At 28.2% G+C, this 21,508-nt stretch carries 23 protein-coding genes; 2 read left to right on the top strand and 21 right to left on the bottom strand.

Annotation, left to right across the window (positions count from 1 at the left end; translation table 11 throughout):
- Nucleotides 1–30: 30 nt before the first annotated feature.
- The 8 genes from ACKU3H_RS06765 to ACKU3H_RS06730 form a co-directional block, all read right to left on the bottom strand.
- Entirely contained in the window at nt 31–963 is a 933-nt protein-coding gene (locus ACKU3H_RS06765) for a tRNA-dihydrouridine synthase (protein WP_320036220.1), read from the bottom strand.
- On the bottom strand, nt 963–1,979 hold the full coding sequence (locus ACKU3H_RS06760) for a hypothetical protein (protein WP_320036219.1): 1,017 nt from the start codon (nt 1,977–1,979) through the stop codon (nt 963–965). Before ACKU3H_RS06760 ends, ACKU3H_RS06765 begins: the two co-directional genes overlap by 1 nt.
- A 19-nt stretch (nt 1,980–1,998) precedes the next feature.
- A complete protein-coding gene (gene dksA, locus ACKU3H_RS06755) occupies nt 1,999–2,352 on the bottom strand; it encodes an RNA polymerase-binding protein DksA (protein ID WP_320036218.1) in 354 nt (117 codons plus the stop codon).
- A gap of 49 nt (nt 2,353–2,401) precedes the next feature.
- On the bottom strand, nt 2,402–2,860 hold the full coding sequence (locus ACKU3H_RS06750; protein WP_320036217.1) for a 23S rRNA (pseudouridine(1915)-N(3))-methyltransferase RlmH: 459 nt from the start codon (nt 2,858–2,860) through the stop codon (nt 2,402–2,404).
- Between the two features lie 35 nt (nt 2,861–2,895).
- Nucleotides 2,896–3,765: an acetyl-CoA carboxylase, carboxyltransferase subunit beta gene (gene accD, locus ACKU3H_RS06745; protein WP_320036216.1), complete on the bottom strand. Its 870-nt coding sequence runs from the start codon at nt 3,763–3,765 to the stop codon at nt 2,896–2,898.
- An 11-nt stretch (nt 3,766–3,776) separates the two neighbouring features.
- Nucleotides 3,777–4,988 (bottom strand): methionine adenosyltransferase, encoded by a 1,212-nt coding sequence (gene metK / locus ACKU3H_RS06740; RefSeq protein ID WP_320036215.1) that lies wholly within the window; start codon nt 4,986–4,988, stop codon nt 3,777–3,779.
- A gap of 91 nt (nt 4,989–5,079) precedes the next feature.
- The gene (gene glmS / locus ACKU3H_RS06735) at nt 5,080–6,882 is read right to left on the bottom strand and encodes a glutamine--fructose-6-phosphate transaminase (isomerizing) (protein ID WP_320036214.1); all 1,803 of its coding nucleotides are present in this window, start codon (nt 6,880–6,882) and stop codon (nt 5,080–5,082) included.
- Between the two features lie 57 nt (nt 6,883–6,939).
- A complete protein-coding gene (locus ACKU3H_RS06730) occupies nt 6,940–7,716 on the bottom strand; it encodes an inositol monophosphatase family protein (RefSeq protein WP_320036213.1) in 777 nt (258 codons plus the stop codon).
- Between the two features lie 66 nt (nt 7,717–7,782).
- Here ACKU3H_RS06730 and ACKU3H_RS06725 point away from each other — a divergent pair, with 66 nt between their 5' ends.
- A complete protein-coding gene (locus ACKU3H_RS06725) occupies nt 7,783–8,370 on the top strand; it encodes a hypothetical protein (RefSeq protein WP_320036212.1) in 588 nt (195 codons plus the stop codon).
- A 215-nt stretch (nt 8,371–8,585) separates the two neighbouring features.
- Here ACKU3H_RS06725 and ACKU3H_RS06720 read toward each other — a convergent pair whose 3' ends face one another.
- The 8 genes from ACKU3H_RS06720 to ACKU3H_RS06685 form a co-directional block, all read right to left on the bottom strand.
- Entirely contained in the window at nt 8,586–10,427 is a 1,842-nt protein-coding gene (locus ACKU3H_RS06720) for a diguanylate cyclase (RefSeq protein WP_320036211.1), read from the bottom strand.
- Nucleotides 10,428–10,978: 551 nt separating this feature from the next.
- Nucleotides 10,979–11,731, bottom strand: a complete 753-nt coding sequence (gene blaOXA, locus ACKU3H_RS06715; protein WP_320036210.1) for a class D beta-lactamase — start codon at nt 11,729–11,731, stop codon at nt 10,979–10,981.
- 208 nt (nt 11,732–11,939) lie between these two features.
- Nucleotides 11,940–13,577 carry a chaperonin GroEL gene (groL, locus tag ACKU3H_RS06710; RefSeq protein ID WP_320036209.1) on the bottom strand — a complete coding sequence of 546 codons (1,638 nt, stop codon included), beginning with the start codon at nt 13,575–13,577 and terminating at the stop codon, nt 11,940–11,942.
- Nucleotides 13,578–13,579: 2 nt separating this feature from the next.
- Complete coding sequence (gene groES / locus ACKU3H_RS06705) at nt 13,580–13,837, bottom strand: co-chaperone GroES (RefSeq protein WP_320036208.1); 258 nt, start codon at nt 13,835–13,837, stop codon at nt 13,580–13,582.
- A 136-nt stretch (nt 13,838–13,973) separates the two neighbouring features.
- Nucleotides 13,974–14,837: a polyprenyl synthetase family protein gene (locus ACKU3H_RS06700; protein WP_320036207.1), complete on the bottom strand. Its 864-nt coding sequence runs from the start codon at nt 14,835–14,837 to the stop codon at nt 13,974–13,976.
- 2 nt (nt 14,838–14,839) lie between these two features.
- The gene (locus ACKU3H_RS06695; protein ID WP_320036206.1) at nt 14,840–15,160 is read right to left on the bottom strand and encodes a YbaB/EbfC family nucleoid-associated protein; all 321 of its coding nucleotides are present in this window, start codon (nt 15,158–15,160) and stop codon (nt 14,840–14,842) included.
- Nucleotides 15,153–15,536 (bottom strand): aspartate 1-decarboxylase, encoded by a 384-nt coding sequence (panD, locus tag ACKU3H_RS06690; protein ID WP_320036205.1) that lies wholly within the window; start codon nt 15,534–15,536, stop codon nt 15,153–15,155. Before panD ends, ACKU3H_RS06695 begins: the two co-directional genes overlap by 8 nt.
- Nucleotides 15,537–15,551: 15 nt before the next feature.
- Nucleotides 15,552–15,911 carry a (2Fe-2S) ferredoxin domain-containing protein gene (locus tag ACKU3H_RS06685; RefSeq protein ID WP_320036204.1) on the bottom strand — a complete coding sequence of 120 codons (360 nt, stop codon included), beginning with the start codon at nt 15,909–15,911 and terminating at the stop codon, nt 15,552–15,554.
- 142 nt (nt 15,912–16,053) lie between these two features.
- On the opposite strand from ACKU3H_RS06685, the gene ACKU3H_RS06680 reads away from it, so the two are divergent.
- A complete protein-coding gene (locus ACKU3H_RS06680) occupies nt 16,054–16,584 on the top strand; it encodes a peptidylprolyl isomerase (protein WP_320036203.1) in 531 nt (176 codons plus the stop codon).
- 10 nt (nt 16,585–16,594) lie between these two features.
- Here the strand turns inward: ACKU3H_RS06680 and ACKU3H_RS06675 are convergent, their stop codons facing one another.
- The 5 genes from ACKU3H_RS06675 to ACKU3H_RS06655 are packed head-to-tail and all read right to left on the bottom strand — an operon-like array spanning nt 16,595 to nt 21,467.
- Nucleotides 16,595–17,974 carry a response regulator gene (locus tag ACKU3H_RS06675; protein ID WP_320036202.1) on the bottom strand — a complete coding sequence of 460 codons (1,380 nt, stop codon included), beginning with the start codon at nt 17,972–17,974 and terminating at the stop codon, nt 16,595–16,597.
- A 5-nt stretch (nt 17,975–17,979) separates the two neighbouring features.
- Nucleotides 17,980–18,369, bottom strand: a complete 390-nt coding sequence (locus ACKU3H_RS06670; protein WP_320036201.1) for a response regulator — start codon at nt 18,367–18,369, stop codon at nt 17,980–17,982.
- A 17-nt stretch (nt 18,370–18,386) separates the two neighbouring features.
- Entirely contained in the window at nt 18,387–18,875 is a 489-nt protein-coding gene (locus ACKU3H_RS06665) for a chemotaxis protein CheW (protein ID WP_320036200.1), read from the bottom strand.
- Nucleotides 18,876–19,280 (bottom strand): PAS domain-containing protein, encoded by a 405-nt coding sequence (locus tag ACKU3H_RS06660; RefSeq protein ID WP_320036199.1) that lies wholly within the window; start codon nt 19,278–19,280, stop codon nt 18,876–18,878.
- Nucleotides 19,281–19,289: 9 nt separating this feature from the next.
- The gene (locus tag ACKU3H_RS06655) at nt 19,290–21,467 is read right to left on the bottom strand and encodes a methyl-accepting chemotaxis protein (RefSeq protein WP_320036198.1); all 2,178 of its coding nucleotides are present in this window, start codon (nt 21,465–21,467) and stop codon (nt 19,290–19,292) included.
- Nucleotides 21,468–21,508: the final 41 nt, after the last annotated feature.

The raw sequence follows: 21,508 nt of genomic DNA, 5'->3' as shown, positions 1-21,508 counted from the left end.
AAAAAGTTTAATATTTTATCTAAAAAGTTTTTAAAAAAAGTTTTCTATCATATCTCGCATAACATCTGCTTCTGATACACGATTTATAATATCTCTAAATTCAGCTGCACCTTTGTAGCCTTTAGAGTAAGAATGTAAAAGTTTTCTAAACATAATTGCACCATGTTGTCCATGAAATTTTAACACTGCATCAAAATGTTCTAAGATAATCTCTCTTTTTTTCTCTTCACTGATATTTTCAATTCCATGTTTAAGCTGATAAAAAATCCATGGTTTCCCAATTGCTGCACGACCTATCATTACGCCATCAGCATTTGTATAATTTAATACCTCTTTAGCTTTGTCATAATCTTTAATATCTCCATTAGCAATAACAGGGATAGATACAGCTTCTTTCATCATTTTAATTGCATCATAATCAACAGGAGCTTTATATTTTCCAGCTCTTGTTCTTCCATGAACTGCAATATAATCAACACCACAAGCTTCAACAACTTTTGCTATTTCAACAGGAATTTTTTCATTTACACCAATTCTAACTTTTGCAGTTGTATATTGTTTTTTATTGTATTTTTTTACTGTTGATAAAATCTCTTCAAGTTTTTTTAAATCCCCTAAAAGATTTGAACCAGAACCATGATTAAATACTTTTGGAGCAGGACACCCACAATTTAAATCTATTCCATCAATTCCGTCAATATCATTTAAAATTTCAACAGCATCTCTAACTAGTTCAGTTTTATTTCCTGCTATTTGCACAATATATGGATCTTCACTTGGTGCTTTTTCAATCATTTTTCTAGTTTTTTCTGATTTATAAACTAAAGCATTAGAAGATATCATCTCAGAGATTGTAATATCTGCACCAAATTTTTTAACAACAGAACGGAATGGTAAGTCTGTATATCCTGCAAGTGGAGCCAGCACCATAAGTGGCTGGCTAAAATCTATTTTATTTTTCATTAATTATTATATGAGATTTCGTCTAGAGAGTATTGCTTTCCAGCTTCTTTTAAATCTATTAAAGCTCTAAAAGCAACTAATTCATTGTTATCATAACCACTTAATATTTCTCTTACTTTGTCAATCATTTCTAATTCACATAGAACATATAAGTTTGCATCAACAGCTTCTTCAACTTCATTTGAAATCAATTCAAATAATTCTATTAATTTATCTGGACTTAATACAGCTTTGTAAAGTTTAGCTAAATTTATATACTCATTTTTTGAATAGTTTAAAGATTTTGTAATTTTAAGAATCTCTTCTTTTGATAATCCAAATTCAATATTATCAACATCTTTTAAAAAAAGTTTGTATGCCATCTCTCTATCAAGATTTACATTTGTATAAACTTTTTTGATTGTTGTCATTGCTTTATTTTCTAAAACATTAAAAAATGCTATTTTAATCACATCTTCTGAATATCCATCAACTTTTTTTAAAAGATCCAATGAAAAATCAACTTGGTCATTTATCTTGTTAATAAGATTTATTTTTGCAAGCTCAGAATTATTATCTAATTTAAGATTCTTTTCACTTACATATTTTCCAGCTTTTATATCTTTAATATAAGAAACTGTTTGATTTAATTCTTCATTAGTTGAAGTAAAAGTATTGTCTTTTACATCAAGTTTTAATTGATTTAATATTTTAAAAATATTTTTATACCCAGATGTTTTTAATTTACATTTTTCATCTTTTTGTAATAAAAAATTTTTTACAGATGTAACAATAGTTGATTCATCTTTTAGAAAAGCTTTTTGTTTACAGTAATTTACAGTACTGTAAAAAAGTAGATGTAGAAGGCTTAATACAAAAAGTACAACAACAGGTAATAAGAACCATATTACAATTGGCAAGTTTAATGAAAAATCAAAAACTTTTAATTCATAATCCCCTGCTTCCATACTAAAAATAGCTAATCCTAATATTAATATAAATAATAAAGAAAAGCCAATATATGATTTAAGTCCCACATCTAATCCTTTTAATTTTTTATTGTTCTACTTCGTAAATCTCTCTACAAGGTGTACAAAATTTTGCAAATGGTTTTGCTCTTAATCTTCCAATAGCGATTGATTCATCACACATTTCACAAATACCATATGTACCTTTTTCTATTCTTTTAAGAGCGTCTTCAATCTCTTTAAGTTCTGTAATTTGTTGATTAGCAATTATTCCCTCTTTGAATGAATCACTAGAAACTTCTGCATAATCATACTCATCTTTGCACTCAGAATCTTTTAAAGAATCTATACTATCTCTACTCCCCTGAATATTTTTAGTAATTTTATCTTTTCTCTCAAGCAAGATATTTTTTAATTCTTCTATCTGTTTAGTGTTAGCCATATTATACCCTATTAAAAAAATTTTGCAATTATACACAAAAATTTATAAATTATTTATGATACGGATGGTTATTTTTTATTGCTAAACCTCTAAATATTTGTTCAAGTAATACAAGTGTCACTACTTTATGAGCCATAGTTAGTGCACTAAGGCTTATTGAAATGTCGCATTTATCTAAAAAACTTCTTTCAAAACCATAAGCTCCACCTATAAAAAAATTTATTTCACTATGGGTTGTAATTATTTCTGAAAATTTAAAACTATCAATTTTTTTACCTAATACGTCTAAAGCTATACAAAAACCTTTCATATGTGGTTCAAATGCCTCTGTATAAGACTTTTGTGCTTCTTTTTCACCTATTGTTTGAGCTTTTGCTATATTTTTATTAAATACACTATGAACTTCAACTTTTGCAAATTTTGAGCACATTTTTATAAAATCATTTGAAAGTTTATCAAACTCATCTTTCGATGGTTTTACAATTGCATAAATATTAATTTTTGCCATAAATTTAAGTGATGGAGTAAAAACTCCACCTTTAATTAACTAACGTTAGTATCTTTTTGAAACATTGTTAATAAATCAGAAAGAGTCTTTTTCATCTCACTTCTATTAACAACCATATCAATTGAACCTTTTTCAAGTAAAAATTCTGCTCTTTGGAAACCTTCAGGTAAATCTGCCCCAATAGTTTGCTTAATAACTCTTTGTCCTGCAAATCCTACTAATGCACCTGGTTCTGCCATGATAATATCACCTAAAAATGCAAATGATGCAGAAACTCCACCCATAGTTGGGTCTGTTAATACAGAGATGAAAGGAAGTTTAAGTTTATCCATTCTTTTAAGTGCTGCAGAAGTTTTAGCCATTTGCATTAAAGAGAAAGTTGATTCTTGCATTCTTGCTCCTCCTGAAGCAGAAACAATAATTAGACCCTGATGATTTTGAATAGCTCTATCAACAGCTCTAACAATTTTTTCACCCTCAACAGAACCTAAACTTCCACCCATAAAAGCGAAATCAAATACAACAATTTGAACAGGAACTTCATTTATTGTACACTCACCACTAACAACTGCTGAGTTTCTTCCTGTTTTTTTGTAAGCTTCATCAACTCTTTTTTTATAAGATTTTTTATCTACAAACTTTAATGGATCTATAGGTTTTAAATCAGAATCATATTCAACAAAAGAATCACTGTCTGCTAAAATTTCAATTCTTCTTTTTGCACCAATTCTCATATGAAAATTACACTTAGGACAAATATTGTTTTGGTTTTCAACCTCTTTAAAGAACATCAATGCAGAACACTCTGGACACTTAATCCAGTGTGTTGGTGCATCACCTTTTGTAGGTTGTTCTTTATTCCCACTATCAAATGTAATCTTACTAAATAAGTTTTTTAAATCCATTATATATACCTCTAAACTAAGCTTTTAAATTTTTCTACTTGATCAAGTTTTTCCCAAGGATAATCACTTTGTCCAACTTGTCCTCTTGCAGCAACATCCGCATAAAGGAATGTTTCTTCAGAAGGGTTATCAAGGTTGAACTGCTCAGTAATCCATCTTGGAGTTAATGGATATTCATCCATTACAAATTGTGATAACTTGTCATCATCAATTTTTGTATATGTACCCATAGTATCAACTGCAACAGAAGTTGGTCTAGCAACACCAATTGCATAAGATATTTGTACAACTGCTTTTGAAGCAAGTCCTGCTGCAACAATATTTTTTGCAATCCATCTTGCAGCATAAAGTCCAGATCTATCAACTTTTGTATAATCTTTTGAAGATTGAGCTCCACCACCAATTGGTGAATATCCTCCAAATGAATCAACAATAAGTTTTCTTCCCGTTAATCCACTATCGTGTAAAGAAGAATGGTTTACATATCTTCCTGTTGGATTAATATGAATAATTGTTTTATCTTTGTCATACATATCAGTTGGTAATCCAGTATCATCAATAAGACCTTGGATTAACTCTCTAACTTCTTCTATTGGCATACCTTCAACTGAAGGTGCACTAACAACGATTGTATGAATCTTTTGAGGTTTACAATTCTCAAAATTCTCTTTTGTACCATAATCAATAGTAACTTGAGTTTTAATATCAACTCCAAGTTTATGTTTATGATTTAAAGCATAATTATAAACTTTATCTGCCAACATTCTTGCATAAGTGATAGCAGCTGGCATTAAGTCAGCTGTTTCACTTGATGCGAAACCAAACATAATACCTTGATCACCTGCCCCAATATCTCCAGTAGTTTGGTCAACTCCTTGAGAGATATCTGGGCTTTGTTGGTTTAAAAGCACCTGTACTTTTACATCATCAGGATGTAAACATTGTTCTTTTGTAAAACTAGATTTACCGTCGTAACCAATTTTTGCAAGAGCATCTTTTACAATCTCTTCATACTCTTCTTGTGATAATTGGCATTTAGATTTAACTTCTCCACCAATTACAACATGCTTTCCAGCAACAAAAACTTCCGAAGCTACTCTACTTTGCTTATCTTCAATTATCAATCTATCAACGATTGAATCAGCAATAATATCTGCACACTTATCTGGGTGCCCCGGACTTACAACTTCACTTGTAAATAAGTATTGATTTTTGTTTTCCATTTTTGTTTTCCTCGTAGGTTTTCCATTTTTGTTTTCCATTAAATACACACTTACTTTTTATTTTAAAATTAAAAAAATAAAAAATTAATATTTATTCAACAGTAACAGACTTAGCCAAGTTTCTTGGCATGTCAACATCATTCCCTAATCGTATTGAAATCTCCATTGATAAAACTTGCAATACAACTAACATCTCAAAGAACTCTAGCATATAATGCTCTGTTTCTTGAGTTTTGATAAAATCATCACTAAGTTCAAAATCAAGTGGTGATATGGCACAAATTGTACTATCTCTTGCACTTAACTCTTCAACATTTGATTTTATTTTATCATATAATAAATTTTGTGGCATCAAAGCTATAGTAAATAACTCTGGATCAGCCAACGCAATTGGACCATGTTTCATTTCACCTGCTGGATAACCTTCAGCATGTAAATATGATATTTCTTTTAATTTTAAAGCACCTTCTAGGGCTAATGGGAAAAAGACATCTCGTCCTATAAAGAAAAAACCATGACCGTGAAGATATCTTTTTGATAATCTTCTACATTTTTCGTGAATTTTATCCTCAACAATTAATGTTTTAGGAACCTCTCTTAAAGCTTTTAATTCACTTTGTAATTTCTCAGATGAAATTGAACCTTTTATTTTAGCAAAATAAAGAGATAACATCCATAAAACTACAGTTTGTGTCGAAAATGCCTTTGTTGAAGCAACACCTTTTTCTATTCCGGCTCTTGTTAAAATTGTATAATCAGCAAGTCTTGTCATAGATGAGTTATCAACATTACAAATAACCAAAGACTTAAGTCCAGCATTCTTTGCCATCTTTAAAGCCTCTAATGTATCAGCTGTCTCACCACTTTGAGAAATAACGATAAATAAAGTATCCTTTGTAAGAAGTGGCTCTTTATATCTAAACTCACTTGCTACTTCTACATTACATTTTATTTTAGAAAGTCTCTCAAAAAGGTATGAAGATGTTAGACCTGCATGGTACGATGTACCACATGCACATAATTTTATCTCTTTAATTCCTTCAATTAAGCTTGGATTAATTTCATCAAAATATATTCCTTCATCTTGAATTCTTCCAAGCATACAATCACTTACTACATTACTTTGCTCATAAATTTCTTTTTCCATAAAGAATCTAAAACCATCTTTTTGTGCAAACTGTTTTGAAGTAGGAAGAGTACTCCAAGTATAATTATCACTTAAAAATTCTATGTTTGAAGCAGAAGCTATTCCACCTACTCCATCTTCTAAATAAACTACATCTTGTGCAAGTCCAATTAGTGGTGCATCAGATGATGCAAACATAACTTCACCTTCATCATTACCTTTTGCAATAATTAATGGACTTCCATTTTTAAAGAAAAATATTTTTTCTGGATCTGCTTTTGAAATCAAAAGAATTGAAAAAGCACCTTTTAATTTTTCAATTGTATTTTCAAAAGCTTTTTTTGAATCGTTTAATTTGTTATAGAAACTTTCAAAAAGATGAACAATAACTTCAGTATCAGTTTGTGAAAGAAATTTCACACCCTCACTTTGTAATTGCTCTTTTATCTCTTTATAGTTTTCAATTATTCCATTGTGAACTACATAAGAGTATTCACCTAAATGTGGGTGGGCATTTAATTCTGTAGGTTTTCCATGGGTTGCCCATCTTGTATGACCAATTCCTATTGGGTATTGATCCAATGTGGCATTACTAATTTTATTTACTAGATTAGTTAATTTACCTAATGCTTTAAATACATCAATTTTATCATTGTTTAATAAAGCCAATCCTGTTGAATCATAACCTCTATATTCTAATTCTTTTAAACCATCTAATAAAAATTTAGTTGTATCTTTTTTACCTATGTACCCTACAATACCGCACATATTTACCCTTTTGTATATTTTTAAAAGTATTTATATTATCTAAAAATTGCTAAAAAACTACTTCATAACAAGATTTGATATTAAATGGGAATGTATTAGCCCATTTGAAGCAATAATATATTTATCTTCAAATAATTTATAATCTTGCAAATATAAATTTGATACTTGTCCACCAGCTTCTAATAAAATAATTATTCCAGCACTTACATCCCAAGCTTTTAGATTCATCTCATAATACCCTTCATAAGTTCCCTTTGCAACATAACATAAGTCTAAAGCTGCTGAACCTAATCTTCTAATATCTTGACATTTTGGAAGTACATTTTTTATCTTTTCTATAACATCTAATAAATCTTCATTGTTTGTTCCACTACTATATGGAAATCCTGTTGATATTAGTGCTTTTTGAAAAACTTTCTCTTTTGAAACTTCAATCTTTTCTCCATTTAAAAAAGCTCCGCAGCCAACTTCTGATTCATATAATTCATCTAAAATTGGATTATAAACTATTCCAATAAAAGGTTTTTTATCTTTATAAACTCCCACTGAAATTGCTGTATGAGGTACTTGATTTACAAAGTTTGTAGTTCCATCAATTGGATCAATAATTATTGAGTTTCCAAATTCAATATTGTTGTTATCTGATTCTTCTGCTATTAGATTAAAATCTTTAAATTCTTGGGAGAACTTTTCTTTTAGAAAATTCTCTACTGCTACATCATATTTTGTTACTAAATCTTTTTTTGCTTTAAAATTAACATCTTTTTTAGAAAAATATCCATCTCTTAATATTTCCCCTGCTTCTTTGATAATTTTTATTAATTTTTCTTTCATTTTATTCCATTTTGTTTTTAGAGATTTTAACTAAAATTAGTTACACTTCCATTAAAAAAGAGTGTTGTGTTTAAATTATTAGATGAAGAAGAGTTATATTTTGGTGATTGTAAAGATTGTCATGCAAAATGTTGCGATGGAAGAGAAGGGATAGTATTTTCTCAAATTTTATTAGATGAATTTGAATATATTTATAAAAATTTTCCTATTGTTTTTATTTTTGGTGGACTAAACTACATAAAACCAGTAGTTTTACTAACAAATGGAAAAAGCTTATGTCCTTATAATATAGACTTTAAGTGTACTATTTATGAGAAAAGACCTAGTGTTTGTAGAATTTATCCTCTTAGTACAAATTTAGATAATCAAATTTATATAGACAAAGATTGCCCACAAGTTACACTACAAAAAGAGAACAAAACACCACTTTCAAAAAATAAGAAACTTTCACCTTATTTTCAAAATGATATTTTTTATACTTATCAAGAAAAATATATTGAAACACATTATGAGTTTGATATTTTAGATAAAAATGATTTTAAAGAGATAATTAATATTAAGTCTATGCCTTTTTATGGATACTTTGGTTCACATAATTCTAAATATATAGATTTCCATAAATATTCATTAGTAAACTTAAATAAATATATTTAAATACTTTAGACTAATTACTTTAATTAACTTTTAATGTTAAAAAGTGCTATAATTTCATTATATAAACAATATGGAGGTGCTAATGACAAAGGATTTTCATTTTTAGTATTGTTAAAAAATAATTAAACATAGTTTGTTACAGAACAAATTTATAAATATGTGTATTATTTAAATCAAAAAGGGAAATGATTATTTAACATTTCCCTTTTTTTATATCAATAAATATCTGTTACAGTTTGATTTCTACCACTTTCTTTAGCTTGATAAAGATTATTGTCAACTCTTTTTATCAAACTTTCAATGGTGTCGTTTAAATTTACTTGAGAAACACCTAAACTAATAGTTTTATGTTTTACAATTTCAAATTCATACTTTGCAATTTTTTTTCTTAACTTTTCTGCAAGATGTTGAGCCCCTAAAATTTCAGTATTTACACAAATTATTAAAAACTCTTCTCCTCCCCATCTTCCCAATATATCTATTTTTCTGCAATTTTCTTTTAATATATTTGAAACTTCTATTAATACTTTATCCCCAACTTGATGACCAAAAGTATCATTAACTAATTTAAAAAAATCTATATCTATTAAAATAAGAGAAAAAATCGCTCTATTTCTTTTAAATCTATTAAACTCATATTCTAAACTTCTATCTAATTTGATCCTATTGTATAATTGAGTTAATTTGTCTGTTTCTGAAATCTTTTCTATAATTTTTTTATCAGTAATATCTTCGCTAATTGAACTAAAACTTAATATTTTACTATTTTCTATATTTGGCAAAGCAGTAGTTTTTATCCAATATAATTTACCATTCTTTTTTTTATTTTCAATTTCTCCAGTCCAAACTTTACCTTCATGAATATTATTCCATAAATCTTTACATACTAAATTATTTGTTTTAGTATTTCGTATTATGGATACATCATTTCCAATAAGTTCATCTTTAGCAAATCCACTAATATTGCATAAAGCTTTGCTTACTTCCACAATTTTTTTATTTAAATCAACAGTCATACTTATTACGTATTTATCAACCAAATCTACATATTTTAAATTATCTTTATAAATTTTTTCAAACTTTATATAAAGTTTAGATATAGGTACTGAAATAATTAAACTTATTGGAATAGAGATAAGTAGCGTTAGAATACCTATAGTATAAGCTAAATTACGATTACTATCAATAATTTTATCTAAATAGTGATTTTTGACTTTTAATACTAATTGAATACCTTCATTGTTATTAAAATACTTATTTAGTGGGAATAAATAAGTATTTGTAAAATTTCTTTCCTTTTTATTATTTTCAAAATCAATTTTATAATTAGTACCTAAATATCTTGACCAATTTTTTTTAGAATCTGGATTTAAAATAAAATACCCATCTTTATCAATCAAATAGATATTAAATTGTTTATTATCTTTAATATTATCTAGCAGGGGTTTTAGTTCAATATTTACAATTAATATCCCAACAAACTGATTATTATGAAATACTTTTGTTGATACTCTAAATGTTGGTCTTATAGGATATTCTAATTTCTTATTTTCAATATTCAAATCAACATTTGAATACCAATATTCACCTCTTTTAGTATTAACTGCACCTTTAAAATAGTATCTATTTGATTTATCTTGAAGCTTAGAATCTTCTACTATGAAAACTTTATCATCTTTTCTATCAATTCTTATCTTTTCTATACCATTTATATCTAGAAATCTTAACTGAAAATAACTCTTATTATTTTCCATTGTATTAATAAATAATTGTTCTATAATATTTTTATTATAATTAGTTGTATTGTTTATATAATCTAAAAATAACTTATTATCATAAATAGAGTTTATACTTACTTCTATTTTATTTATATAATTTTTAATCTGTGTTTTAATTCTATTTGATACAAAAAATGATTCATCTTTTAATTTTTCTTTTACTTCGTCGTATTTGACAGAATACTGAATATAACTTGTAATAGTAGCAATTACAAAACCAAAAAAAAGAAATAGCATAATATTTTTTAAATATATCAACCTGATATTTTGAAATTTCAACAATTCACCTTATTTTAAAAAATAATATTGTATCTATTTTATTATTTTATAAAGGTTAAATATTATAAAAATCTTAAAATTAAATTATAATAGTATTTTTTAAATTGTATTTATATATAAGTAATTGATTAAATTTTTGAAAGAAATAAAAAAGGGGAACAAGGAAATAATTGCCTTGTTCCCCCTCAATGGCTAACTTTGTTAGACCATTTCGTCTGCAAACTCTAAAAATGACAAGCAGTTGTCATTTTTAACGAGTTTTTACATCATCTAATTTAGTAAAATAGACTCAACTTCCCTCACCTAAACTATCTTAGTCAAAGATAGACTACATAAGACACATTCAAAAAACCCAACTTAGACATTTTGAGACACTTTTAAAACCATAAAATACACCTTAAAAACCACCTACTCATAGGAGATACAGAGGATAAAATCTGATTTCAAAATGGGTTAGACAACTGTGGTTAGGAAATTGGTTAAGAAAAATATTTTGAGTGTTTTTGGATAGACATAGTTAGACTATCTTAGACAATTTGAGACACCTTATTTTATAAAATATTTTTGGATTTTAATGCTTTATAAACTATCTCTTTTCTAAGGTTTAATTCTTCTCTTTTTATATCAGCATTTAAAGAAAAGAAATATACCTTATTATTTGTTTTTACATAACCTACATACCAACCGACAGCTCCATCCCATCCACTTTTTGCTTTTAATTCATATTTATCATTTTTATCTACTGTTATAATATCTTTAACTATACTAATGTTGTTTTTAGAAATTGGGAGATTTTCATTATAAAGTTTTTTTAAAAATTCTATCTGCTCATATGCAGATATTTTCAAATCACCATTTAACCAAAAAGATGATTTATCTTCTCCTAATGTTTTATTTCCATAGTTAAATTTTAAAAGATAATCAATATATTTTTCTTTTGATATTTTTTGTGCAAATTGTTTATAACACCAAACACAACTCACTGAAATCGCTGATTGTAATGTTTGATTTTTATTCCAAAGTTCATATCCTCTTTTTACTCCATCCCATTCTATAATATCATCTTTTGTTGTAATCAGATTTTCATTTAATGCAATTAAAGTATGAGGTATTTTAAAAGTTGAAGCTGAACAAAATCTCTTATCAGCTCTTTTTGAGTTATACACATACAACTCATTACTTTTTAGTGTTGTCAATACTAAAGTTCCATTAATATTAAACTCTTTAAATATCTTTTCAAATGATTTATCATCACCATTCAATAAAGTAAAACATAAAAACAGTAAACTAAAAAATTTTATCATCACTTCATCCGTTTATTTTTTTTCATTTTATCAAAAAGAAACTATTAGGTGGTTGAGAGGTAATTTACATTCCTACAACTAATTTAGACAAAAGTAGACAAATTTAGTCATAGTTGGACAACTGTGGTTAGGAAATAGTTAGGAAAAGTAGACATAGTACCCCAAAAGGGTACTATAAATAGACATAATTAGACAAATTTGGACATCTTTACATCATACCAGGCATTCCGCCCATTCCACCCATATCTGGCATAGATGGACCTGCTGGTTTATCTTCTTTGATGTCTGTTACTGTTGCTTCAGTTGTTAAAAGTAAAGATGCAACTGATACAGCATTTTGCATAGCTACTCTTTCAACTTTTGCAGGGTCTACAATACCAGCTTCGAACATATCTACATATTCACCAGTTGCAGCATTGAATCCAAAATTATCATTATCAGATTTTTCTACTTCGTTTACAACTACACCTGCATCAAAACCTGCATTAATTGCAATTTGTTTCATTGGTGCTTTAATAGCTCTTAGTACAATATCTGCACCAATTGATTCATCACCATCTAAGTCTAAAGATACTTTAGCAGCAGCTCTGATTAATGCAGCTCCACCACCAATAACAATACCCTCTTCAACAGCAGCTCTAGTTGCACTTAAAGCATCATCAACTCTGTCTTTTTTCTCTTTCATTTCAGTTTCAGTTGCAGCACCAACTTTAATAACTGCTACACCACCACTTAATTTTGCAAGTCTTTCTTGTAATTTTTCTTTATCATAATCAGAAGTTGTATTTTCAATTTCTGCTTTGATTTGGTTTACTCTTGCAGTAACTGCTTCATTTGAACCTGTACCATCTACGATAGTTGTATTATCTTTATCAATTACGATTTTAGAAGCTGTTCCTAAAACATCAATACCACAAGTATCTAGTTTCATTCCCATCTCTTCAGATACAACAGTTCCACCAGTTAATACTGCAATATCTTCTAACATAGCTTTTCTTCTATCTCCAAAACCTGGGGCTTTTACAGCTGCAATATTTAAAGAACCTCTTAATCTATTTACAACTAATGTTGCTAATGCTTCACCATCAACATCTTCTGCAATGATTAATAAAGGTCTTCCAGATTGATTTACTGATTCTAAGATTGGTAACATCTCTTTTAAGTTAGAGATTTTTTTGTCATATAATAATACATATGGGTTTTCTAATTCAGCAATCATTTTTTCAGAATTTGTTACGAAATATGGAGATAGGTAACCTCTATCAAACTGCATCCCCTCAACAACTTCTAATTCATCAGAAATACCTTTAGCTTCTTCAACAGTAATTACACCATCTTTTCCAACTTTATCCATAGCTTCAGCAATCATTGAACCAATTGCTTTATCAGAGTTTGCTGAGATAGTTGCTACTTGCTCAATTTCAGTTTTATTTGCAACAACTTTTGAAGACTCTTTTAGATTTGCTAAAATAGCTTCACAAGCTTTATCCATACCTCTTTTTAATGAAATAGGATTAGCACCAGCTGTTACGTTTCTTAGACCCTCTTTATAAATAGAGTGAGCTAATACAGTTGCAGTAGTAGTACCATCACCTGCTTCATCAGCAGTTTTTGAAGCAACCTCTTTTACAAGTTGAGCTCCCATATTTTCTAAAGTATCATCAAGTTCAATCTCTCTTGCAACAGATACACCATCTTTTGTAATTGTTGGAGCACCAAAAGATTTTTGTAAAAGAACATTTCTTCCTCTAGGTCCCATTGTAACTTTTACTGCATCAGCTAATTTTTCTACACCAGTATATAATTGATTTCTTGCACTATCACTAAATCTAATCTCTTTTGCCATAATTACATTACTCCTATAATATTTTCAATATCTAATATTAAATAGTCTTCACCATTTAAAGTGAACTCCGTACCTCTATATTGTTCGAATACAATTGTATCTCCCTCTTTTAGTTCTGTTACTTCAGAACCAACAGCTTTTACAACCGCAGTGTTAGGCTTTTCTTTTGCTGAATCTACAAGTATAATTCCACTTGCTGTTTTTTCTTCTACTTCTGTTCTTTGAACAAGAACTCTTTTACCTAATGGTTTAAAACTCATAATATTTCTCCTGTAAAATCTGTATTTTTAAATTTTTATTATATTAGCACTCAAAAAAATAGAGTGCCAAATTATAAAAAATTTTTTATTAATTGTCAAGTAGTTTGAGTAGATTTGACTAAAGTTTTTTAAAAAATTAATTTTTGTGTCTATTAATATATTTTAGTAGTAATTCATTTAATGAATTTTTTAAATTCTCATCAAGACTATTTAACTCACCAATACACTTATCTGCTAAATCATCTGCACTTTTAATTGCCCCTTCAAGACCTAAAAGATTTACAAATGAATTTTTAGCACTATCATTTTGTGTAGTTTTTCCTGCTTCCTCTTCACTTTGTGTTTCATCTATAATATCATCTTGAATTTGGAATAATAAACCTAAGTCAATACCAAAGTTGTATAGCTTTTCTTGTATTTCTAAATCATATTCAGATATTATTGCACCCATTTTTAAACTAGCAGCAATCAATTTTGCAGTTTTATGTATATGTAAAAACTCTAACTGATTTAGTTCTAATTTTTGATTTTCAAAAAAACAGTCTATTGCTTGACCTATAATCATTCCATCAATTCCACCATCAGTACTTAATGTTTTAATTAAATCAATTTTAATATCATTATGTAAGGGTGCATTTACTATTTGCTTAAAGCTTTCAGTATTTAGTGCATCACCTACTAATATAGCTGTAACTTCATCATACTTTTTATGAATAGTTTCAAAACCTCTTCTTAAATCTGCATTATCCATAGCTGGTAAATCATCATGCACTAAAGAGTATGTATGTAACATCTCTAATCCAAGTGCCACAGGTAATGAATTGTTTAATAATAATGGTTTTTTAGACTCTACCACACAAAGCAACAGCATAGGTCTAAATCTTTTTCCACCTGCTTTTAACATCTGCCCTAAAGCTTCTTCAAAATAAGGATGAAAAGTATTTGAAAGAGGAAGATTATCAAGAAGATAATCTTCAAATGTTTTTAAAAGTTTTTGCATCTTTAATTTTGACCAAATGAACCAAATCCACCCATCATATTCATGGCCATAGATTTTTTATTTTCATCAGATTGTTTTATTACATCATTCATTGCTGAAATCAATAATATTTGAAGGGAATCTTTATCATCCATTAAAGAGTCATCAATTTGAAGGTCTATAACTTCAGAGTTTCCATTAATTGAAAGCTCTACCATACCTCCGCCTGCTTTTGAAGTAAAAATTTTAGAGGCATTTTCTTCTTTGGCTTTATCAGCCATCTCTTGAACCTGCCCCATCACTTCATTTAAATTTATTTTACTTAAATCAATACCATCAAACATGATCACTTCCTACAAGTTCGTTAGTAATTGAATCAATATTGTTTTCATCATCAACGATTACAACTGTTGGTTTATAAGTTTCTAATTCCTCTTCAGAATATGAAGCATATGAAATTACAATAATCTTATCACCTATCTCTACTTTTCTTGCAGCTGCGCCGTTTAAACACATGTCTTTGCTGCCCGCTTTCCCTTTTATTACGTAAGTTGCAAATCTTTCTCCATTGTTAATATTAACAATTTCAACTTTTTGTCCAACTCTCAATTTTGAAGCTTTCATCAAATCTTCATCAATTGTGATTGAACCAACATAGTTCAAGTTTGCATCTGTTACAGTTGCTCTATGAATCTTACTATAAAGCATATCAAATGTCATTAATAATATCCTCTTTTAAGATAAACTTACAGGTTCTCCCCAGAATTGTTCAGGTATTAAATACTCTTGAACAGGAGCTCCACCTATAATGTGTTCTTCAACTATTTTATCTATTTTTTCCTTAGATAATTGGCAATACATATGATGACCTGGTTCTACTAACATAACAGGCCCCATTTGACAGCGACCTAAACATGATGTTCTAATTGCTTGAACTGGTCCCATTAATCCTTTTTGCATCATTGATTGCGCTAAGTGGTTAAATAAATCTCTACTTTGTTCTGTTACACATGAAGGTTTTGGCATACCTGGAGGTGCACTTTGTTCACATTTGAAGATATAAAATGTTGGTTGAGGAATTGCTGGCATTTCCATATTTTGAGTCCTTTAAAATTAAGATAAAAATTATCTTAATTTTAACAGATAATTTTTAAACCCATATAAAAAAGTTATTTTAATAAGTTTTTAAAATCTTAAGTAATATACTTGCTCAAAAATTTAGAAATAAAGGTAAAAAATGAAAAAAATATTTTTTCTACTTTTTGGTTTCATGTTACTATTAGAAGCAGCGAATCCTATTGCAGTTATAAAAACAAATCAAGGTGAAATGCAAATTGAATTGAGACCTGATTTAGCTCCAAAAGCAGTTGAAAATTTTATTACACATGCAAAAAATGGTTATTATAATGGTACAGTTTTTCATAGAGTAATAAAAAACTTTATGATACAAGGTGGAGATCCTACTGCATCAGGTAGAGGTGGTGAATCAATTTGGGGTAAACCTTTTCAAGATGAATTTGCTCCAAATATTACTTTTAACAAACCTGGAATTTTAGCCATGGCTAATGCGGGACCAAATACAAATGGAAGTCAATTTTTTATTACTACTGTTCCTACACCTTGGTTAAATGGAAGACATACTATTTTTGGATACTTAAAAGATGGAATGAAAACTTTAAAAACTATTGAAAATGTACCAACACTTGGACAAAGTAATGGAAGTAAACCTTTAATGGAACAAAAGATTTTAAATATTGAAATCAAATAATTTTTGGAGGTTATTTCCCTCCAAAAAGTTTAGCCATTAGTTTTTTATCCCCATAACTTATGATCTCTTTTTCAATTTTTTCATTTTTCTTTGCTTCACTTTTTGCTTTTTCTTGCCAATAAGCTAATTTTTGAGAAACTGCTTCAACATTTTCAACTGCATCTAACTTTTCTTTTGCACTAGTTAAAAGTTTGTCCATATCATCTAATTTTACTTCATAATAAACTTTTTGCTGTTTCAAATCTTTTTGATGTTCATCTTCAATCATCTCTAGTTTTGTTTCTAGTCTTTTTATTTCAACTTTTAAGTCTGCACTCTCTTTTGACATTTTAATTAGTTTTCTAGTTGCATCATGTGAAGTTTCACTAACTTTTCTATATGTATTTATTTCGTTTAAAAGTTTTTTATTTTCGGAACTATATCTTTCAAGTGTATTTATATAAGAATTTTTCTCTTGTTTCTCTTTTTGTAAGCCCTCTTTTAATGACTCTAATTCATCATTCAAATTATTTATTACTTGATAAAGCTCTACTGAACTTTTTTTACTTTTTTGAAAAATTTCACTTTTGTCTTTTATTAAAGAGGTTTGGATTTCTCGCCTTTTAATAGCTTTTGAGGTTTCATCTTTTTGTATTATTAAACATCCAGTAATATCTCCTGAATCATCTAAAGTAGAGATAACTGATGTATCAGCATAATAAAAACTTCCATCTTTTGTTAGATTTTTTAATTCACCATTCCATTGTCTGTTATCTAAAACACAATTATAAATTTTTTTATAAATTTCAGAATCCACATCTTTATGTTTTAAAACAGTTAATTCTTCACCTAATAACTCTTTTTTGTCAAATCCAGTAATTTTACAAAAAAGGTCATTTACAAAAGATATTTTCATATGTTTATTAGTTCTTATAACAATATTGTTGTTATAAATAATATCTTTATATTTTTTTAATTCTTTATTTTGTTGGTTTATAAGAAAATCATGGTAAGTATTTTTTGCAATCTCATTTAATGAAGTCATTAAATTTCTTATATCAATTGGTTTTATAATATATTCTGAAACTTTTAATTTTATTGCATCAACTAAAAATTCATTATCAGAATATGCTGTTGCAAATATTGTTGGAACATCTTTATCAAACTCTCTTATTTTTGCTAACATTTGTATTCCAGTTAATCCTGGCATATTTATATCAGCAACAATTACATCAATTTCATTTTGTTTTTGTTTATATAAAGATAAACCTTCTTGACCATCTTTTGCCGTATATACAGTGTCGAAAAAGTTTGAAAGCAAAGATGACAAATCTGCTCTAACAGTATCATCATCTTCAACATAAAGTAGTTTAAGTCTTTTTAATAATTTTTTATCAATTGTCCCAGACATTTATATTATTTTATTTCCATCTCAGTTATCAAATCAATAAATTTAATAAAATCAAAAGGCTTTAGTAAATAGTTATCTACACCTAACTCTTTTGCTTTATTAATATAGTCTGTTTCAGTATGTGCAGACATAATAATAATAGGGATAGAGTTCCCTCTATCTCGTAATTCTTTAATCATAACTAGACCATTCATAACAGGCATATTTATATCTGTTACAATAATATCTATGTCATCATTGGCTTCAATAATATCAAGTGCTTCTTGACCATTTTTTGCTGATAAAAAGTTTGCATTCAACTTTTGTAATGTATCAGTAATAATTTCGACAAGATCCGTCTCATCTTCTACAAATAGTAGTTTTAGCCGCTTTAATTTTTCTATTTTTTCTTGCATAAAATTATTTTATTCTTTTAATTCTTTAATTCATCTTTACTAACAACAGATTCAATATCCATTATTACAAGCATTTGATTATTTGCTAATCTTACAAAACCTTTTAAATATTTAGAAGGAATTGCTGACCCCATATCAGAAACAGGTGCTAATGTTGAAGTATCAATTCTTTGAACATCATCAACTTTATCAACCACAATACCAATCATTCTTTTATCATCAGTTATCACTGCAATTACAGCTGTGCTTTCATTATAAACAACTTCACCAGTTTTAAACTTTATTCTAATATCAAGAATTGGAACAACCTCACCTCTTAGGTTAATTAACCCTTTTACCCATTTTGTTGTGTTGGGTAATATTGTTATATTCTTAGGATATGTAAGAATTTCTCTAATTTTAGGTAACTCGATTGCATATTTCATTTTACCAAGTTCAAATGTCATAAACTCGCTTGAGTTTGCATAATTTATCATCTCTTCATGAGTATCGTTAATCGTTTCCATCTATTTCCCCTCTTCTAAATTCCATTGTTTGTAAACTTCTTTAATAGTGTCAATTTCTTCTCTAGAAGGTTTTCTTCTACAAGATAGATAACCTTTAGAACCATCACAACTTTCGAATGGATATACTGTAGCATATACCCAATAATATCCTCCTGATTTGGTAGCATTTTTTACATAGCCTGTCCAGATTTTACCTTTTTGTACTGTATCCCACAATGACTTAAAAGCTTTTTTAGGCATTTCAGGATCTCTTACTTTACTATGTGGCTCACCTATTAACTCTTCTAGGCTATATTCTGCTATTTTACAAAAATCATCATTGGCAAATCTTATTATACCCTTTTCATCTGTTTCACTAACTAAGAATGCATATTCATCTAAAACTGTCTCTTGTCCTGCTGCCATGTTCTCTCCTTAGTTAAACTTTTTACTTTTGGCATCTTGTACTAATTCATTTGCCATTGCTGATACTTCTTTTGCTATCTCTTTTACTTGATTAGCTTCACTCGCATTCTCTTGTGTTACTCTATCTAACATTGTTATTGTATCATTTATTTGTTCTATACCTGTCATCTGTTCTCTTGATGCTACACTTACATCTTCTATGATATGGATTGTTTCACTTATATGTGTATTTAACTCTTTATATCCTTCTATCATACTATCTGAAATTACTTTACCTTCATTTGCTTTTAGGTTTGCATCTTCTACTAATTCTTTTATCTCTTTTGCTGCTTGGGCAGATCTTGATGCTAGGTTTCTTACTTCTTGTGCTACTACTGCAAACCCTTTTCCTGCTTCTCCTGCTGTTGCTGCTTCTACTGCTGCATTTAACGAAAGAATATTTGTTTGGAATGCTATTTGATCAATTACATTTATTGCTTCATTTATTGCTGTTACTTTTTCATTTATCTCATCCATTGAAGATGCTGTTTTAGATGCCAAATCTTCACCTGTTGTTACTGAATCTCTTACTGTTTTCCCTAATGTTGCCATTTTTGTTGCATTTTGTGTGTTCCCTCTTGTTATAGAGGTAATCTCTTCTACTGCTGCTGCTGTCTCTTCTAAGCTTGCTGCTTGTTCATTTGCTTTTAATGCTAGGTTTTCCATTGAGCTTGTCATTGTTGTTGAGTTATCTTCTAATGTCTCTCCGTTATGCAGGTTGCTTTTCGCGTTTTCACTTAAAGCATCTCCTAACTTATTAATTGAGTTCATAACTTCTAGCATATCAGCTTTTAAATTTTCAGCTATATAAGCTTTTTCTCTAAAATCACCCTCAGAATAATGACCTAAAGTTTTCATAAGCTCTTTCATATTTAAATCCATAGCATCAAGCATTTTATTAATTGTAGTTTTTAAAGTCATAATCATAGGATTATCAGAATTAGAATTAATTCTACATTTATAGATACCTTGTTCAACTTTATCAGTTGTTAAAACGATTTCACCAATAACCCTCATATCATTTTTTAATTTTTTATCAAAAGTTTCAGCTGCCTCATTTAACATTGTTAACATTTGGCCTATTTCATCATTTGTATAAACAGCTGGTTTATGAAATGTATTGATTTTGAAAGAAACAAATTCTAAAAAGTATGCGAAATTTGATTTAAATTTATTTAAACCACCGGTAACAATCTTTTTAAATAAATACATTGTTATAAATACAAAAACTAAAATTAGAACTACCATTAAAGCAAGCATTACAAAAACTATTTGTGAAGAATTACTAATTACTGTTTCTAGTTTTTTTATATCTTCACCTAAAACATAGATACCAATTTGCTCCCCTTTTAAATCTTTAATAGGAAAAGCTGTATAAAAATAATTACTACCTTTTAATATCCCGTTTTGTTTTAAACTATTCATATCAATTTTTGAAAAACTATTTACAAAATTTTTATCAACATCTTTTTGTGAGATATAATATTTTCCAACTTTACTTTGATCAGATAAAGCATTACCTCTTTTATATTTTTCATCCATTAAAACTAAAAGATATTCACCATCTTTTTTAAAATCATTTACAATAGAGTTAAAACCTTGTATATATTCAATTGAACCTAAATATTTATCTTCAATATCAAAAATAGGAGCTAGTCCTCTTAAAACTAAACCTGCTCTTCCTACTTCAATTGCATTTAATGGTTTTTGTGTTTTTTTAACCTCTAAAATTGTTTCCCTAAAAGAGCTTAAATCATCCCCATACTTATCTGGTTTCCAAGCTCTAAAAAAAGATTTAACATCTTTATCATGAATATGAATTTTTACATTCTTTAAACTTGTTCCTGATTTCATAGCCTTTGAAATACCTTCTAATGAAAGCTTAGCTGTATCTCTATCTTTATATTCGAGTGCTGCCATAATATCTGTATTTTTTGAAAGTGTAATTGCATTTGTTAAACCAATATTCATCTTTGATTTAATTCTTTCATTTATTAAAAGTTCGAAATGTGCTTTAGTACTTAATTGTATCTCTTTTTCCATATTAGAAATCATGTAATATGAAACGGCAATGGCAAAAGCTATAATAAATATACCTGCTATTATTAGTTTAGTTCGAATTTTATTTGCAATAGATTCTGAATTCATTTCAAACCTTTTTTTAATATATAGGGCCTTATTTTATCTAT

The organism is Halarcobacter sp., assembly GCF_963675975.1.
In the GTDB taxonomy this organism is placed as follows: domain Bacteria; phylum Campylobacterota; class Campylobacteria; order Campylobacterales; family Arcobacteraceae; genus Halarcobacter.
This window is presented reverse-complemented; position numbering and strand designations above follow the sequence as displayed.